Annotated in this window: 13 protein-coding genes, 1 tRNA gene and 1 pseudogene; 8 read left to right on the forward strand and 7 right to left on the reverse strand. The window is 61.7% G+C overall.

Translation table 11 applies throughout. From position 1 onward, the window contains the following. Nucleotides 1-110 precede the first annotated feature (110 nt). Nucleotides 111-1,232 carry an OmpA family protein gene (locus V8201_RS17670; protein WP_336546105.1) on the forward strand — a complete coding sequence of 374 codons (1,122 nt, stop codon included), beginning with the start codon at nt 111-113 and terminating at the stop codon, nt 1,230-1,232. Nucleotides 1,233-1,406: 174 nt separating this feature from the next. Continuing rightward, complete coding sequence (locus V8201_RS17675) at nt 1,407-2,708, forward strand: UDP-glucose dehydrogenase family protein (protein ID WP_271299970.1); 1,302 nt, start codon at nt 1,407-1,409, stop codon at nt 2,706-2,708. Here the strand turns inward: V8201_RS17675 and ygfZ are convergent. After that, on the reverse strand, nt 2,687-3,415 hold the full coding sequence (ygfZ, locus tag V8201_RS17680) for a CAF17-like 4Fe-4S cluster assembly/insertion protein YgfZ (RefSeq protein WP_336546106.1): 729 nt from the start codon (nt 3,413-3,415) through the stop codon (nt 2,687-2,689). The genes V8201_RS17675 and ygfZ overlap by 22 nt on opposite strands. Nucleotides 3,416-3,486: 71 nt before the next feature. On the opposite strand from ygfZ, the gene pyrC reads away from it, so the two are divergent. After that, nucleotides 3,487-4,524: a dihydroorotase gene (gene pyrC, locus V8201_RS17685; RefSeq protein WP_037531716.1), complete on the forward strand. Its 1,038-nt coding sequence runs from the start codon at nt 3,487-3,489 to the stop codon at nt 4,522-4,524. Nucleotides 4,525-4,534: 10 nt separating this feature from the next. Here the strand turns inward: pyrC and V8201_RS17690 are convergent, their stop codons facing one another. Further along, nucleotides 4,535-5,278, reverse strand: coding sequence for a DUF1134 domain-containing protein (locus V8201_RS17690; protein ID WP_336546107.1), 744 nt, complete (start codon nt 5,276-5,278; stop codon nt 4,535-4,537). A gap of 162 nt (nt 5,279-5,440) precedes the next feature. Here V8201_RS17690 and V8201_RS17695 point away from each other — a divergent pair. Then, nucleotides 5,441-5,530 (forward strand) — tRNA-Ser (locus tag V8201_RS17695). Between the two features lie 607 nt (nt 5,531-6,137). On the opposite strand, the gene V8201_RS17700 is transcribed toward V8201_RS17695, so the two are convergent. Together V8201_RS17700 and V8201_RS17705 are read right to left on the reverse strand one after the other, a co-directional pair. Then, on the reverse strand, nt 6,138-8,246 hold the full coding sequence (locus V8201_RS17700) for a DEAD/DEAH box helicase (RefSeq protein ID WP_336546108.1): 2,109 nt from the start codon (nt 8,244-8,246) through the stop codon (nt 6,138-6,140). After that, complete coding sequence (locus tag V8201_RS17705; RefSeq protein ID WP_336546109.1) at nt 8,246-9,175, reverse strand: HamA C-terminal domain-containing protein; 930 nt, start codon at nt 9,173-9,175, stop codon at nt 8,246-8,248. Before V8201_RS17705 ends, V8201_RS17700 begins: the two co-directional genes overlap by 1 nt. 36 nt (nt 9,176-9,211) lie before the next feature. On the opposite strand from V8201_RS17705, the gene V8201_RS17710 reads away from it, so the two are divergent. The 4 genes from V8201_RS17710 to V8201_RS17725 all read left to right on the forward strand — a co-directional run bounded on the left by V8201_RS17710 (nt 9,212) and on the right by V8201_RS17725 (nt 12,887). Continuing rightward, a complete protein-coding gene (locus V8201_RS17710) occupies nt 9,212-9,778 on the forward strand; it encodes a hypothetical protein (protein WP_336546110.1) in 567 nt (188 codons plus the stop codon). Nucleotides 9,779-9,978: 200 nt separating this feature from the next. Continuing rightward, nucleotides 9,979-10,638 (forward strand): hypothetical protein, encoded by a 660-nt coding sequence (locus V8201_RS17715; protein ID WP_336546111.1) that lies wholly within the window; start codon nt 9,979-9,981, stop codon nt 10,636-10,638. Between the two features lie 89 nt (nt 10,639-10,727). Further along, nucleotides 10,728-11,552: a hypothetical protein gene (locus tag V8201_RS17720; RefSeq protein ID WP_336546112.1), complete on the forward strand. Its 825-nt coding sequence runs from the start codon at nt 10,728-10,730 to the stop codon at nt 11,550-11,552. A gap of 21 nt (nt 11,553-11,573) precedes the next feature. Continuing rightward, a complete protein-coding gene (locus V8201_RS17725) occupies nt 11,574-12,887 on the forward strand; it encodes a hypothetical protein (RefSeq protein WP_336546113.1) in 1,314 nt (437 codons plus the stop codon). A gap of 38 nt (nt 12,888-12,925) precedes the next feature. Here the strand turns inward: V8201_RS17725 and V8201_RS17730 are convergent. The 3 genes and pseudogenes from V8201_RS17730 to V8201_RS17740 all read right to left on the reverse strand — a co-directional run. After that, a pseudogene (locus V8201_RS17730) lies at nt 12,926-13,093 on the reverse strand (cation efflux transmembrane domain-containing protein); the annotation flags it as partial. Between the two features lie 660 nt (nt 13,094-13,753). Then, a complete protein-coding gene (locus tag V8201_RS17735; protein ID WP_336546114.1) occupies nt 13,754-14,470 on the reverse strand; it encodes a hypothetical protein in 717 nt (238 codons plus the stop codon). Nucleotides 14,471-14,563: 93 nt separating this feature from the next. Beyond that, nucleotides 14,564-15,421: a pPIWI-associating nuclease domain-containing protein gene (locus V8201_RS17740; RefSeq protein WP_336546115.1), complete on the reverse strand. Its 858-nt coding sequence runs from the start codon at nt 15,419-15,421 to the stop codon at nt 14,564-14,566. Nucleotides 15,422-15,947: the final 526 nt, after the last annotated feature.

Here is a 15,947-nt window from a genome sequence, read left to right on the forward strand (position 1 = left end):
GAGTGTGGGATTCCTGCAACAGGTCCCGGCTTTTGCATTCTTGCGTGGAAACCAACCCTCGGATAGTGAGTTTGCCCTGTCCGTAGTGACACTCAAGAAAGGGGACTTCTATGCGGAAGCTTGCCGTCGTACTGGCACTGGCATCCACCGCGCTCGCCACTCCCGCCCTCGCCCGCGACAAGTCGTGGTACGTTGGCGTCGAAGGCGGCGCGATGATCGTCGAAGACATCAACTATGACATCGGCGCCGTCTCGCGCGCTGCTACCGTCGACCACAACTATGGCTACGACGTCGATGGCGTGATCGGCTACGATTTCGGTGCATTCCGCGTCGAAACCGAAGTCGGCTACCGTTCGGCGACCGTCGACGGCTACAGCTCGACGCTGACCACCCCGGCGTACACCGCCGCTGGCCTGGGCAACGCGGCTGCCGGTTCGTACGACTATGCCGGCGGCAAGACCTCGGCGCTCAGCTTCATGCTGAACGGCCTGCTCGACTTCGGTGACGATGACGGCATCCAGGGCTTCGTCGGCGGCGGTGTCGGCGTCGCTCGCGTCAAGGCGAACTACGCGCTCAACACCCGCGGCAACTTCGTCGACGATTCGGACACCGTGTTCGCGTGGCAGGGTCTCGCCGGCGTCCGCGCTCCGCTGACCGACCACATCGACGCGACGCTGAAGTATCGCTTCTTCAACGCCGACAACGTCAAGCTGGTCGACGTGACCAACCGTCAGTTCGACGGTCGCTTCCGGTCGCACAGCATCCTCGGTGGCGTGACGTACAACTTCGGTACGCCGACCCCGCCGCCGCCGCCGCCGCCGCCGCCGCCGCCGCCGCCTCCCCCGCCGCCGGCTCCCGAGCCGGTCGCTCAGGCTCCGGTCTGCTCGCCTGGTCCGTTCATCGTGTTCTTCGAGTGGGACAAGTCGGACGTCACCCCCGAGGCCGCGTCGATCCTCGACAACGCCATCAGCCAGTACCAGAGCTGCGGCAACGCGCAGGTCATGCTGGCGGGTCACACCGACAAGTCGGGTTCGGCCAAGTACAACGTCGGCCTGTCGCAGCGCCGCGCGGACTCGGTGAAGGCGTACATGACGTCGCACGCCATCCCCGCCGGTGTCATCTCGACGGAAGCGTTCGGCGAGAGCCGCCCGCGCGTCGACACCGCCGACGGCGTTCGCGAAGTGCAGAACCGTCGCGTGGAAGTCACCTACGGCCCGGGCGCCGGTCAGTAAGACCAGCTCCTTTCGTAGGACTACAGATCGGGAGGTCGGCGCGAGCCGGCCTCCCTTTTTGTTGCGCGCATCCCGCGATGGGACGTGCGTCGCGGCGGCGGTTGCCCGAGGCTGGCAATCGCGCCGCGTTTGGTTAGAGACGGTGCCACAATCTCATCCGCCAAGAGGATATCGATGCGTATCACGATGATCGGTTCGGGCTATGTCGGCCTGGTGTCCGGGGCCTGTTTCGCCGATTTCGGTCATGACGTGATCTGCGTCGACAAGGACGAGGGCAAGATCGCCGCGCTCAAGGCCGGGCGCATGCCGATCTACGAGCCGGGGCTCGAATCGCTCGTCGCGACCAACGTCGCCGCGGGTCGGCTGACCTTCACCACCGATCTTGCCGCCTCGGTCGCTGGCGCGGATGCGATCTTCATCGCGGTCGGCACGCCGTCGCGGCGCGGCGACGGCCATGCCGACCTCAGCTATGTCTTCGCCGCCACCGAGGAAATCGCCGCGGCGGTGACCGGGCCGACCGTCGTCGTCACCAAGTCGACCGTGCCCGTCGGCACCGGCGACAAGGTCGAGGCGATCCTGCGCGAGAAGCGGCCGGAGATCGACGTCGCGGTCGTCTCCAATCCGGAATTCCTGCGCGAGGGCGCCGCGATCGGCGACTTCAAGCGCCCCGACCGGATCGTCATCGGCACCGACGACGAGGCCGCGCGCAAGGTGATGCGCGGCGTCTATCGCCCGCTCTACCTCAACGAATCGCCGATCCTGTTCACCGGTCGGAGGACGTCCGAGCTTATCAAATATGCGGCCAACGCCTTCCTCGCGACCAAGATCACCTTCATCAACGAGATCGCCGATCTGTGCGAGGCGGTCGGCGCCAACGTCCAGGACGTCAGCCGCGGCATCGGTCTCGACAATCGCATCGGGGCCAAGTTCCTCCATGCCGGCCCCGGCTATGGCGGCTCGTGCTTCCCCAAGGATACGCTGGCGCTGCTCAAGACCGCCGAGGATTTCGAGAGCCCGGTCCATATCGTCGAGGCGGTGGTCAAGGTGAACGACAGCCGCAAGCGCGCGATGGGCCGCAAGGTGCTGCACGCGCTCGGCGATGCGCCCAAGGGCAAGACCGTCGCGCTGCTCGGCCTGACCTTCAAGCCCAACACCGACGACATGCGCGACGCGCCGTCGATCGCGATCGCGCAGGCGCTGAGCGATGCCGGCGTGACGGTGCGGGCCTATGATCCCGAGGGGATGGAAGCGGCGGAGCGGATGATGCCCGAGCTGGCCTTCTGCAAGGATGCCTATGAGGCGGCGACCGGCGCCGACGCGGTGGTGATCGTCACCGAATGGGATGCGTTCCGCGCGCTCGACCTGCCCAAGCTGGCGTCGATCATGGCCGCGCCGGTGCTCGTCGACCTGCGCAACGTCTACCGCCGCGACGAGGTGGAAGGCGCCGGTTTCGCCTATACCGCGGTGGGCCGCTGATCCTCGGCGAGCGCCGCGGCCAGCCAGTCTGGCCGCAGCGCATCGCCTAACGCCTCGACCCGGCGATGCTCGATCATCAGGCCGAGGTTGGGGTAGGTCGTGCGCGTACGCTCGCCGGCGGCGGTGAGCGGCGCGACGACGAGGCGGCGGTTGACCTTGGCGCGATGGTGCATCCGCGCCGTATTCTCCTGTCCGATATAGCAGCCCTTGGCGAAGCTGACGCCATTGAGCTCGCGCGCATTGCATTCGAGCCACAGCGTCTCGCCATTGCCGAGCTCGGCGACGCCTTCGACCACGCCGAGCGCCAGGCGATGCGCCCGCCAGCCGCGCGCCGGCTCGCCCGCGGGCGCCAGCCAGCGGCGACCGAGCGCGGCGAGGCGCGGATCGGCGACACCCGCCGCACCATCCGGCGCCCAATGGACGGCGCGCGTCTCGTCGCGCGCGATGACGATCGGCCGCCGCAGCCGGTAGAGCGTCAGCCGGCGGATCAGCGCATCGGCGGCGTCCCGCTCGACGTCGAGCAGCAGATCGTCGCCATCCGCCCAGACGAGGAAGTCGAACAGCGCCTTGCCCTGCGGCGTGAGCAGCGCCGCCCAGACCGGCAGCGCGCCGCCGATGTCGTTGGTGACGAGTCCCTGGAGGAAGCCGCGGACATCGGGGCCGGCGAGACGGACGAGCGCGCGATCGCTGAGCGTGGTGGCTTGCATGCGGCTAAGCTAGTGACGCCGCGGGCGTCATCAAGCTGGCGGTGCGGCCGGACGACCGATAGGGAGGCGCAATGACCGACCGCCTGACCATCCGCCGCCCCGACGACTGGCACGTCCACCTGCGCGACGGCGCGATGCTCGATGCGGTCGCGCGCTATACCGCGCGGCAGTTCGCGCGCGCGATCATCATGCCCAACCTGACCCCGCCGGTGACCGACCTGGCCGCGGCGATCGCCTATCGCGAGCGGATCCTCGCGGCGCTCGGCGGGGCGACCGATTTCACGCCGCTGATGACCTGCTACCTCACCGATCACGCCGATGCGGCGATGATCGCGCGCGGCTATGCCGAGGGCGTCTTCGCCGCGTGCAAACTCTATCCTGCGCATGCGACGACCAATTCAGCGCATGGCGTCACCGATATCCGTGCGCTCACCGACGTGCTCGAGACGCTGCAGCGGATCGGCATGCCGCTGCTGATCCACGGCGAGGTGACCGATCGCAGCATCGACATCTTCGATCGCGAGGCGGTGTTCATCGATCGCGTGCTGACGCCGCTGATCCGCGATTATCCCGCGCTCAAGATCGTCCTCGAACATATCACCACGGCGGAGGCGGCGGCGTTCGTCGCCGAGGCGGCGCATCCGATCGCCGCGACGATCACGCCGCAGCATCTGGTGATCAACCGCAATGCGATCTTCGACGGCGGGCTGCGTCCGCATGCTTACTGCCTGCCGGTCGCCAAGCGCGAATCGCACCGGCTGGCGGTGCGCCGTGCCGCGGTGTCCGGCAGCCCGCGCTTCTTCCTCGGCACCGACAGCGCGCCGCACGTCGTCGGCGCGAAGGAATCGGGCTGCGGCTGCGCCGGCATCTTCAACGCGCCCTATGCGCTCGAAACCTATCTCCAGGTGTTCGACGAGGAAGGCGCGATCGACCGGTTCGAGGGCTTTGCCGCCGAACATGGCGCGCGCTTCTACGGCCTGCCGCTCAACACGGGCACGGTGACGCTGGTGCGCGAACCGGTCGCCGTGCCCGCGCGCATCGGCACAGGCGACACCGCCGTGGTACCGTTCCACGCGGGCGAGACGCTCGGCTGGCGGCTCGAGCGATAGGCCGCGCCGCTCAGAAGGGGAGCCAGCGCGCCTTGCGGGTGATCTTCATATAGCCGACGTTGACGCCGGCACGATAGCCGACGCCGAGCCGGATCGGGATCAGCACGATATTGCCGCGGCGCAGATAGGTCGCGGCGAACCCGCCGACGAAATACAGCCGCCCCTCCGCCGCCGGGAAACGGTGGAACAGGTCGGCGGTGTCGTAGAGATTGTAGACGAGCACGAACACCTTGTTGGCGTCGCCGCCGGCGTCGAAGCCGATCGACGGCCCGGTCCAATAGACCGGCTGCTGTCCCTCGACCTTGTGGCTCATGATCCCCGAGCCGTAGCGCAGGCCGACGATGAACGCGCCCGACGCCTCGCGCCCGGCGATATAGGCATTGGGTTCGCCCTGTTCCTTGAGCACCTTCTCGAGCAGCCCGGCGAGGCCCGCCGCTCCCTTGCCGAACACGTCCTCGCCCGCGGCGAGCAGGTCGTCGCGATGATAGGTCTCGGCCGCCCGATTGACCGCCTCGACGCGGCCGCGTTCCTGCACCGGGGTGGAGGAGGGTGCGGCATCGAAGCCGGGTGCCGGCGACGCCGGTTCGACGGGCGGATCGGCGGGGCGCGGGGCGGGGCGCGCCGCGGTCCGTGGCGGTGCCGAAGTGGCGAGATCGCCGTCGATCGCGCGATTGGGATCGATCGTCGTCACCTGCGCCGACGCACTCGCCGCGAGCAGCGCCGCCGCCGTCATCGCATATCCCAACCTACGCATGCCAATCCCCCGCGACCAAACCGCCGCGGACGGGTTAACCATCGACGCGCTTGCCGGGCAATGAACGATTGGCGGATCGCCGCGAAATTACGCCCGGCCGTGCACGCGCGCCCAGTTGATCCGCCCGCCGCGCCTCGCTATAGCGCCCACTCTGCCGCATCCGGAGACGTGGGTGAGTGGCTGAAACCAACGCTTTGCTAAAGCGTCGTACGGGAAACCGTACCGAGGGTTCGAATCCCTCCGTCTCCGCCACTATTCCCCTCGGAAACGACAGATTTCGGCGGATTTTCTGATCAATCAGCTTTGTGTTCCCTCACATGTTCCCACATTTCGGTGCGACTGCAAGCGGCTAAGGCTGAACGGGGGCGAACTTGAAGCTGACCAGCCGCCATCTTTTTACCGATCTAGTCGCGATGCGGCTTGCTCGTTTGTTGGTGCAGAATGCATCTGCGGCGACCTAGGTCTTCGGCTGCCATTACGGACAGTAGGTTAAGTGCCGGCGAGGCGATCGAGGCGAATCAATCCACATCATAGACGGAGCAGATTTATCGTGGCTCCGAAGGCTATGTCGTTAGCGGAGTGGGTGTAGCGACTACTCTCGGCTAAGATCGCTATCAACAACGGCCTCCGTGCCAGCTGGGCAGCCCACCCCCGGGGGCACGTTGTGCAGTTTGGCCAGCATCAAGCCTAGATGGTTCCATCTCAATCCACTTTGCGACCGGGTAGCGAAGTTGAAAGTACCTAAGCCAAAACCAAAGGCGATGGTGAGGAGCGGACAGGCCGCTTTCGGGCAGCGGTTAGGCTAAGCTGCCGTCCGTTAATAAGGTGGGCTAAGGCATGAAGGGAAGGGGCTGCAGAGCTACGCCGCTGTCGAAGACGTGTCGTCCGGCGTTATGCCATGAAAGAAGAACTTGAGGATGTATCGGTCGAACGCCGTCAGGCCTTCAACTTTGAGTGCGACGTCGAGACCCTTGCTGCGGAACAGATCCAGCGCGCTCCTGAGGTCGAGATCAGGCTGCGAGAAATCCATGTAGCGGGCTTTGTGCAGCTTGCGCGAGATCATCCGGGGAAGGCCGTACTCCTCCAGATTGTGCACGGCCGGAGGCAGGAACGCATGGCTCACCTTTCCAAGGAAGCCACCGATGTCAACGGAGGGGTTCACAATCATCTTGTGAAGTTCGTTAACGTCACTCAGAAGAGCAGATAGCTTGAACGTGACCGTCCTCTCGAGCTGGAAGAAGGCTTCGATTTCGATACCTTCGCCTGACACCTGCCTGAGCATCGTCGGCATGTCGGTCGTCCAATTGGCCGCAAGGGCCTTGACCACCGCGACCACGCGACCATGAGGCGCGTCCCATCCCGAGGGCTTGAGGGCAATCACTTTGTAGAGCATTCGCTCCCAGTCGGAGGGATTGCCCGAGTTCAAGTAGCCGAAGCCTTTCCAATCGTCGGGGTTATCCTTCATGTCACTGGCCGTCTTGAGCAGGAAGTCCGCGTCGCTGTCTTGAAGCAAGTTGTCTCTCTTGATTCGCGCGAGGTTGTCCGCACCAACAATGTCTGAAAGCTGACGCTTATACTCAATAATTCTCTCAATCTGGCGCTCGGTGAGACTTTCACGGTCTTGAGTCTCGTCCAGGCCTCCCAGAAGCGTATCCGGGAACTCGATCTGGAGTTGCGTATCCTCCTCCTTCGGCGGCGAGTCCAGAAGGTAGATGTGGCCTACGAAGTGCTTGAACATTCGACCGCCTCGACCGATGATGTTCTTATACGTGAAATCCTTCAGGTTGTTCTGTCCGAGCTTGCTCTTCCAAATCACAACGTTCTGCGCGGATGTGTTGACGCCTTCGATAATCGAAGACGTCGAGATGATGCTGTCGAACCCCTTGTCGTGCTCGAACAGCAGGACCTGAAGCTGGCTGAGACACCTGTGCATCCGGCCGTTGTGGACGCCGACACCCCGCTCCACGAGGTCGGCCAGAACCCAGTCCCGCTGATAGTTCTCTCGAAGCCAGCGTGCGAAATGGCTGGTGTGAAGTCGATCGACCTTGTCCAGTCGGGCCACGACGAGATCGGCGATCCTTCTTATCTCCGCGTAGGTCCCGGCGTAGATGAGCGACTTCTCCTTCCGCGGCGAGATGATCGACAGCAGGGCCTCGGACTTCCTCTGCGCGTCGCCGCCGATCTCCTTGTAGATCTCGTGCTTTTCGAGAAAGACGGTGTTGAAATCGAGTAGCTCCAGGAACTCCATGTCGCGCGTGAAGACGTTGTCCTGCAGCTTCTTAATGTTCGGCGCCAGGTAGTAGCGCTGCTCGGATCGACGAGACAGCTGAACGATTGCCTTGATGAGTGACGGTGCCCGCTCCCTGTCGTGGGCGATGCTCGCCTTGTAGAACTCGTCGATGACTAGGAGATCGATCTTCTTCAGCTTCTGAATGTAGCCGAAGGCGCGCTCCTGCGGAAAGATCAGGATGTTCCGCGCTTCCAGTGGGGCGTCAGGCGCGGTGATGATGCCGTATTGCCGCGCGAACTTCTTGTACAGGCGACGTCGGGTCTCGTCCATCAACGCGATCGTAGGCACGATGATCACGACGGTGTCCGGTCGCTTCGCCGCGATGAACGCGTCGATGATGAAGCTCTTTCCGAAGCTGGTCGGGGCGCTCACGGCTATGCTCCTGCCGTCGAGAAGCTTTGACAGGACCGTGGACTGCTCGCGATGCAGCGTGGCGGTCCGGTTGCCGACGTCGACCGCGAACGCCTCATGGACGAACTTCTGATCCCATGAAGCAGTCTCGAGCTGCAGATAGGGGAAGAGCCCCGCCGTCCGGATCAGCTGGTTCAGGACCTGAGGGTAGGGAGTCCTGCTACGGTCCAGATCGCCCAGAAGCCGTATCAGCATGTTTCGCGCGGCGAGGTCGTTGCCGCCTTCGATGAGGTCGTTCACCTCGGAACATGCGGCGAAGACCTCCATTACGCCGCTCCCTTGAAGTAGGAGACCGCTCCCAGGAAGGTCTCGACAACCGCCTTCTTGTCCGGAACTGGGAAGAGGATCAGATGGAACTGGATGTCGCCGTACCTGTGGACCCGGGACGACCCGGATACTTGCCTGGAGAAGTAGGCTTCGGCCCTCTCCCTATGCTGGGCGGAGATCGCGTTCCGATACTCGTTGGAGAGCTGAACGCATTTAGCTGTCTCGGCGCACTGGTGGAGAATGAGGATCGGAACGTGGATTTTCGGCTTCAGATGATCAATCGACACCTGGCTGCTGAGCGCTGCCTTGATCTTCGTCCGCAGGGAACCGGATAGCACCAGCCGGTCGAGATCCGACACGTTGGTAATAATGGCATTTTCTTTCTTGAGCTTGCCCGTGTCGAGGCTCGCGTAGACCGAGTTCACCACCGCATCCAAACGTGCGTCGACGATGGAATTATAAAATTTTGCTTCACCGAACCATAGCGTGAAGTCTTGGCCATCCTCGCTGATCACGATGTGGACGCTATCGGCGCCTTTCGCATTGTCCTGGACGTTCTGCTTGTAGAATATCTTGGGCACGACTGGCAGCGCCCCGAAATGATTTTTCATTATTCCGTAGAGGAAGACCTCAGCGATCTCGCTTCCCTGACCAACCTCGTCCTTGTCAGTGAGCCTGAGATTCCGAGCGGCAGCCACAAGTGCCGAGTGGCTCTGATCCGCTAAGGCAAGTCTTTCCCGCTCCGAGAGCGCGGTTTGGGCGATATTGTCCCATAGATAGCTCTGGAAACGACTGCTGAGCCATTTCCCGTCCTCGAAGTCGTTCACCAAGCTCAGGACGCGCTTGTTCAACATGACCTTCAACTGGGCGACATCCGTGATCCTCGACAGTGAGTCGTCTATGACGGTCTCGAAGGCGATGCTGGTCATCCGGCGGAACGCCTCTGACCAAGTCGAAGGAAGACAATGAAGCGCGTGTCTAAAGGATTGACCACCTGCTGCATCAAGATAAGCGCCAGCCCCCGATCGCCTGATCTCCGGCTCTCAAGAAAAAGACTGGGTGTCAAGCATCTTAGGTGCGGCCACTTGCATCGCTTTTCCTCATCGATGTCGTCCGGCAAGTTCGCGACAGGCGCCGTTCCGGAACAAACATCGAACACTCCATGGGTCAAGCTTCGGCTGCGGACAATTGGGGTTGGTATCGCCGTTCGGAGGATCGCCGCCGCTGCAGGCTTTGATGTTCCCGCCTGGGGCCTGAAACGATTGATCGCCAAAGTTGGAAAGCGAAGCGGCAGCCTGAGTAGCGGCTTCTGGGTCAGCGCCGGTGCGAAGCGGGCGGCAGCTCTCGACCAACTCAAGACATTTGGCGTCATTGATGCGGCCGACAGCTTTTGCCAGGATCCGCCATTCGATCGCTGCTGCCAATGTAAAGTCGCCACCCACCATGCGGAGCTTTGCCATCTGAGCGTCATGCCCCGAACGGAATCCCGGCATAAATTTTTTTCGATCCAGATTCGAGCGTCGGCGATCTAGAAAATCGCCAAGTGCCGCTTGCAACCCCGAGGCCGCCACCCCAAATCCGACGGAGGAGCCGATTGCCCGGGCTGCAAGCGACCCTAAAGGCGGCATACGACCAAACGACACCACGACAATGGCGACTTCTTTCGCCGGCGCATGGTGGTCATGAAGCGCTTGTGATCACCAGAAAGCCGCCGGCCTGAAGGAAGGATCGCATGACCATTCACAAAGATTGCGCGGATCATCTGCGCACACACTATGCGGCGCTTACCGGCGGCAAGCTGTCGTCCGGCCACGCACATGAGCTAGTCGCCGCCTTTTTCGGCTATGGAACAGGCTCGGCGCTCAGGGCAGAGACGCAGCGCCCGCTGGACCTGCTGTCGCAGGCGGACATCATGATCCCCGATCTTCCGCTGCTCGACATCCGGCGTGCAGCGCTTTCCGGCCTGCCGGAAGATCTGCCGGCCAACGACGTCATCGTCGACCTGCTGGTCGAACATCTCGAGGCATCCGGACAGTTCACGGGAACCGTCTGGCTGACGCGCGATCTGGTTGATCACATCGGTGCGGATTTCATTCGGGACAATGCCTTCACGATCGAGGATGCACTGTCTGGGGAGATCGCATCGACCAACGCCTTCTTCGACGAGCTCTACCCTGACGAGGTGACGGTCGAGCACGGCGACGATGCACTGATCGCCACCGTCGACGGCCATCTGAACGGCGAAAACGACCAAGACCGTGCTTTCCACGGCGACTCTATTGCGTTTGAATCCGTGGTGACCTTCGACCGGGTTGCCGGCAGGACTGGCTATTCGAATCCCAGCTTCGCCACGACCGGCGAGGTGGACGATTCTCGCTATTACGACGACTAAGGTTCCTGAGGCGGCCGACCGTAGGGCTGGCCGCCCCCTCGTTTGAAGTCAGAGATGCAGCTGGGGCCTTACACCTGATGACAACGTTGATGTCCTGGATTTCGTATTCAGATACCGGTGAAGCGCCGGACCTGCCGCGAGCCGTGTATTTGGTGTCGGACAGCAAAATCACATGGGGTTCTGCCGATAAGCGCTGGGAAGCCGGACGCAGTATATTCTCCACGAGAACCGAACCCCATCTTTTTGGATTTTGCGGAGATGTCGTGCTCCCCGCATTGATCCTGGGACAGATCGTAAGCGCGATCGACGCCGAGATACTGTTCGAGCCGATCGCAACCGCGCAGGAGCGACAGGCGCTGATCTTCGAGACCGTGAAGCGAGCCATTGCGAGCCCAGTCAACACCCCGACGCTAGATTTTACGATCCATCATCTGTTCCGGGGCCAGCCTTGGCCGAACACGTCGTTCCGCGCTTGGAACATGCAGTTCGACGCCACCGTTCGCACAACGCAAGCTCACGAGGTGCCGATACCCACCTGCACCGACGTCATCGGTTCAATCGGTTCAGCGAAGTCGGCAGCAAAGGCTCACCGTGATCGATGGGAGCAATCGGATGCTGCGGGACGAAGCAGAGCGCTCCTCGCCTCGTTCTGCGATGCGATCAGATCTGGAGATGACCCTCTTTCCGGAGGCACCCCGCAGCTCGCCGCCCTGTACACGCGCGATACGCCGCGCCAGATCGGAATGGTGTTCGACCAAGGCCGCTACTTCAACGGGCTCCCCGTTGAGATAACGCCGACGCTTGAACGAATTGAATGGCGCAATGAGCTCGGCGAGGTCGCTGATCCGGTGACGGGAAAAGCTTCGCCAGGTGCCCGTCGGTTCGGGCGCCCGAACGCCCTTGCAACCGAATGACCGGCCTGTTCTGGAGCCCAAATGACGTTCGATGAAACGATAGAGGCTTTTCGCCGCGGCGATTTTGAGATCGATATGCCGCGCATCGAGATGGTCGCGGGCGATCGCCGAATGCAGGGGCCAGGAAGCCTTCGTCAGAATGCGAGAGGCGACATCGAACTCAAATGCCATGTCGCCTTCAGCGACCTTCAGCCCATGATCGATATGATCAACCGATCGATGAGTTCGGAAGCCGGCGCCCTCGTGCCAGAAGACAATTACCATCTCGCCACGGCAACCGATCCCGCCAGCGCTGCTTGGGATCTCGGCCGGATCTTGACCTACCACTCGATCTCGCTGCCGACGGCCTCAGGGACGATCCGGGCGGTTCCCAAAACGCTGCGCAGGCAAGAGTCCACGCGGAATACAGCGTCGATCCTGGCGCTATACTTTTTCGAACAGGACAAGCGCGACTGGGAAGGTCTGATCGGCGGGCCACACGCGATCAAGATCAATGATACCGATTTGCACGTCACATTTGAGGATCTTACGGGCGAGCAGATAAAGGTCGTAGCGAAGTATGATTTGCCATTCCCACCAGGGTTCGAACGGCGTTTGATCGAGGCGATGCAGTTTGTGGTCGGTCAGTCGCTCAACCCGGCTATCGTCGATGAGGTCGTGTCGTCGTGCCGAACGCTTTCGCTCAGCGGGGCCCGGCCTGACATCCGTCGCGTACCAGCCTACCCGCCGCTGGCAACGAACACCGGCCTGCACAGCAAGCACCTGGTCGAACTATTGCGGTGTTACCTGCAATATCTGGCAGATGCCCCCGACGAAGACATCTGGAGCGCGTCGTCGAGCTTTCTCTCACTGGTACGTCGCTCGAGCGAGAGCTCGATCGACGGGTGGCTCATCGGGATTTGCGTCGCTGTGGAGGGCCTGGCCGGCCTTATAGAATTGGCACCGTCCCCGTTGGCAACCGAATTGGAAGATTTTCAAAAGGCCACGACGGTCTGGATGGACGACAAGGGCATATCCGCAGGCAATCGGCAACGTATTGTGGGTCTAATCGGTCAGCTGAGCGCTATCCGGCCGAGAGATCGCATGATGAGCCTGGTGCCAGGTGGTTGGCTCATCGAGGATGACATCAAGACGTGGACAAAGGCACGAAACTCAGCCGTGCATACCCGAAAATCAAGCGCGGCAGACGTCGAACGGGACAGCTTTCAGAAGCGCGTCGACCAGCTTCATCGTATCTACAGATTGCTCCACACCATCATCTTCCACGTTATCGGCTATACCGGGCAATATACCGACTACGGCGAACGTGGGTTTCCCGACCGCGTGTACCCCTAGCGTGATGAGCGTCGCCCTAGGCTATTGGCGTCTCGCAACCCATACAATAACAGGAGCTGATTGCCTGTATCGACCAAACTGTCGATGCCTTCAGACACCATGGCTGACGAGCCAGTATATGCCGCGCCCAAAAATTTCGCGACCGCTATGCCCGCGTTAGCAGCGAGGGCAGTATAGAGGGTGAGCTTGGAAGCGTGAGCGCCCATGGCAGCACAGCGGGTATGTCAGGTTTTCTGTTCCTACAATTGTCGCGTTCACCGTTGCTCCATAGATTGGGGCATGACCGAGATCGGCTGTAGTACCATGCTCCTACGGGGCAAGACAGATGCAAAGGGGATCGACAATTCGACAAACTGAGCTGGACAACTCTCGGCAACTATTGGCAGGCAACCTGCCTTTCCCGATTATCCTGCGAATGGCAGCAATGTCCCACCGCGGTCTGTTCGCCCGATGCTCAGAGATCGGTGAACGACTGAAAGTTTTTTTTGAGTTGCGCGCGGGGTGCGTAAGTTCGAGTCCCGACCCCGTTACCGCGGCGCGAAGGGAATGATCTTCTGGTGGAGCAGCCATGACAAGAGACCGGTCGGTTGCGGATAGCCAGCTTCTAAGCAATTGGCTTAGGAAAGCTGCCGTCGCCGGTTGGGTGCCGAGCACGGCAGCTACCGACCAAGTCAGGCCTTTCCGTGGCGGATCCTGCAATGGCGGTTCAAGCCCGAACCGGCCGTTTGCTTCCGCGCCCATGACCTACTCTTTTGCCAGCCATGCAAACCGCGTTGCACGGAATGCCAGCAAGACAGTCGGCGCCAAACGCCACCCATACAAAAGCAGACCTGTGCGATCCACTTCTTCCTCGGCCTGATTGCTGCTCAAGAGATCAGCGCGTTGTGCACGTAGATCGGAACGAGCTTCATGTTGATGCCATCCAAACTCACGGGATAGTCGTTTCTGATGAGCTTGCTCGCCGTTATTTTCACCTGCGCCCCGGAAGCGAACAGAACCTCATTTTCGTGACCAAGGTTAGTGCCGCCTCTTCGAAAAACGAACACCGTAGTCGTTGGATTGTGGGCTTCGAGCACGAACAGATCGATGCGACCGCCATGATAGGCTTTCCCCTTGTGCTCGGCATTTCTCAGCGCAACGTCCGGACAGAAGCTCGTCGACAAGGGGCGGCTCGTCACTAATGGTGACGGCAACGCCGACACTCCGGCGTGGAACAGGCATTGCCCATGCGTAAGAACCTGCCCAATCGCAACGATATCGCGAGACACGGCATCTAAGTCGCAGGTCGACAGCGATTTCTGATAGTCTGCGATATTTCTTGGGGTGGTCGAAGGCATCGCATGTCGCCACGCCTTGTACTCGTAGGACGCACTGAGCGTGTCGTTGATGTAGTTGCGAAGAGTTTGGTCCGTGCCCTCGTTGGCGATGTGGACAGCTGCGTCCATCGAACTGCCGATGATGGCCCTCGGCCTTGTTTGAACCCTATACGGCCGCCCATGCTCCAAACTTTCTTCAAGCGTCGATTCCCTCGTCTCCCATAGCGTGAGAGCGGGGGAGTAGATGTCGATCAGGTTCAAACTCACTGCAAACTCCCTGCGCCCCGAACGGCGGACGATACTCGATAGGCGGCCGGCCCCATGCGATACGCGCAAGGCCGCGCCTGGTGGTCGCGGCAGCTATTCGTAGAAGCTGCTGGCATCTACCGTAAGCTGGATCGCCTCCGCGTCGATGTCGAGCGGCTTGGCTGCTGCCGCAATGACCTTCGCTTTGTAGGGGTAGCTGTCGTCTGAGCGCATGCCGATGTCGTTCGCAACATCTGAGTTTGAGCCATATTGCAGCTCCACCTCGACTTCGCCGGTGACGCGGTACTCGATCTCGCCCGCATCGAGCCGCCCCACTTTGATCTGGTCGATTATGTGCCCGTCGACGCGCGTATGCGTCGAGAGTTCGTCGAGTTCTTGGATCGTCTCGAGGATTAGGTTTTCGAACACCGCGTTGTGCAGTGAAGTGCTAACCGCACCCGTGATCGAATGGCGGGCGTTGGCAGCATCTTCGAGCAGCGCATGGATTTCGGTCAACACTTTGTAGAGCATCTCGCGCACCGCGCTGCCCTTATAGACCACCGTCTCGGAGCGGACGTGCGTTGCCTTGTGCAGCTTGTCCATCGCGGCGAGCAGCGGCTTCGCGATCGCGCCGGCATCTACCTTAAGTGTTTCCTTCACAAAGTCGTTGGGAAGTCCAGCTTGGACAATATACCGCGCGCGTTGGCTGCGGGTGACGGTCTTGGTATCCGCGGCTTGTTCGAACCAGATGCAGCGCCGCACCTCGTCGTCCGGCGCTAGATCATGCAGCACATGAGTCGCCAACTCGCGCAACGCGCTCGCCACGAGATTGCCGCGGATCGGGTTCGTCTTGTCGCGGCCGGCCCTGATCGCGCCCTTGCAGATCTTTTTGAGGAACCGGTCGCGCGGGACGAGATTGATCAAACCGCGGCGCGCGCTGTCGACATCTTCCCAAGCAATGCTGTTTGCCATCGATTTCCCCTTTGCCGCGATTCCGGCACTTAGATCGCTGCATAGCATGCAATGGTGGGCATTGAGCGGCTAGATCAGAATGTGGGGTGGGGGCAGTCGCTGGCTGATCCGTGGGCGAATGCCTCGGATAGGGTATTCGCGGCCAAATTTTGGCCCGCCTAACAATGTCCGCTTCGAGCGGAAGCTGGCGTTCGTCGGGGCTTATACGAATGACGGCTCTGTCCCAATCCTCGCCGTTCCGCCGGGCCGGTGGGCACCGTCGCGCGACATGAACCGATGACCGAAGTTGCGGCGGCGAAAGCTGTCCGCGAACGGCTGGGATTGGGTCTAACCCGCCGCGTAGCCGCCGGCCGCAGTCGCTGCTTATCGAATGCGTGGTCTGATGACAAAGTGAGGCAAGAGCCGCGCAGTGACGCTTGCCGCCGGACTTGACATCCAATGGAAATGGCGATCTGCGATTTGCCGAGATCAAGTGGTCAGCGCTTGCGTGGCCGCCATGCAGGATGAGCCCGAGCACGTCATCCCC

The organism is Sphingomonas kyungheensis (genome assembly GCF_037120395.1).
Classification (GTDB): domain Bacteria; phylum Pseudomonadota; class Alphaproteobacteria; order Sphingomonadales; family Sphingomonadaceae; genus Sphingomonas; species Sphingomonas kyungheensis.

What these genes read in the sequence shown, in the direction of transcription:
- V8201_RS17670 (WP_336546105.1), top strand. Translation starts at nt 111, where the DNA reads ATGCGGAAGCTTGCCGTCGTACTGGCACTGGCATCCACCGCGCTCGCC.
- V8201_RS17675 (WP_271299970.1), top strand. Translation starts at nt 1,407, where the DNA reads ATGCGTATCACGATGATCGGTTCGGGCTATGTCGGCCTGGTGTCCGGG.
- ygfZ (WP_336546106.1), bottom strand. Translation starts at nt 3,415, where the DNA reads ATGCAAGCCACCACGCTCAGCGATCGCGCGCTCGTCCGTCTCGCCGGC.
- pyrC (WP_037531716.1), top strand. Translation starts at nt 3,487, where the DNA reads ATGACCGACCGCCTGACCATCCGCCGCCCCGACGACTGGCACGTCCAC.
- V8201_RS17690 (WP_336546107.1), bottom strand. Translation starts at nt 5,278, where the DNA reads ATGCGTAGGTTGGGATATGCGATGACGGCGGCGGCGCTGCTCGCGGCG.
- V8201_RS17700 (WP_336546108.1), bottom strand. Translation starts at nt 8,246, where the DNA reads ATGGAGGTCTTCGCCGCATGTTCCGAGGTGAACGACCTCATCGAAGGC.
- V8201_RS17705 (WP_336546109.1), bottom strand. Translation starts at nt 9,175, where the DNA reads ATGACCAGCATCGCCTTCGAGACCGTCATAGACGACTCACTGTCGAGG.
- V8201_RS17710 (WP_336546110.1), top strand. Translation starts at nt 9,212, where the DNA reads ATGAAGCGCGTGTCTAAAGGATTGACCACCTGCTGCATCAAGATAAGC.
- V8201_RS17715 (WP_336546111.1), top strand. Translation starts at nt 9,979, where the DNA reads ATGACCATTCACAAAGATTGCGCGGATCATCTGCGCACACACTATGCG.
- V8201_RS17720 (WP_336546112.1), top strand. Translation starts at nt 10,728, where the DNA reads ATGTCCTGGATTTCGTATTCAGATACCGGTGAAGCGCCGGACCTGCCG.
- V8201_RS17725 (WP_336546113.1), top strand. Translation starts at nt 11,574, where the DNA reads ATGACGTTCGATGAAACGATAGAGGCTTTTCGCCGCGGCGATTTTGAG.
- V8201_RS17740 (WP_336546115.1), bottom strand. Translation starts at nt 15,421, where the DNA reads ATGGCAAACAGCATTGCTTGGGAAGATGTCGACAGCGCGCGCCGCGGT.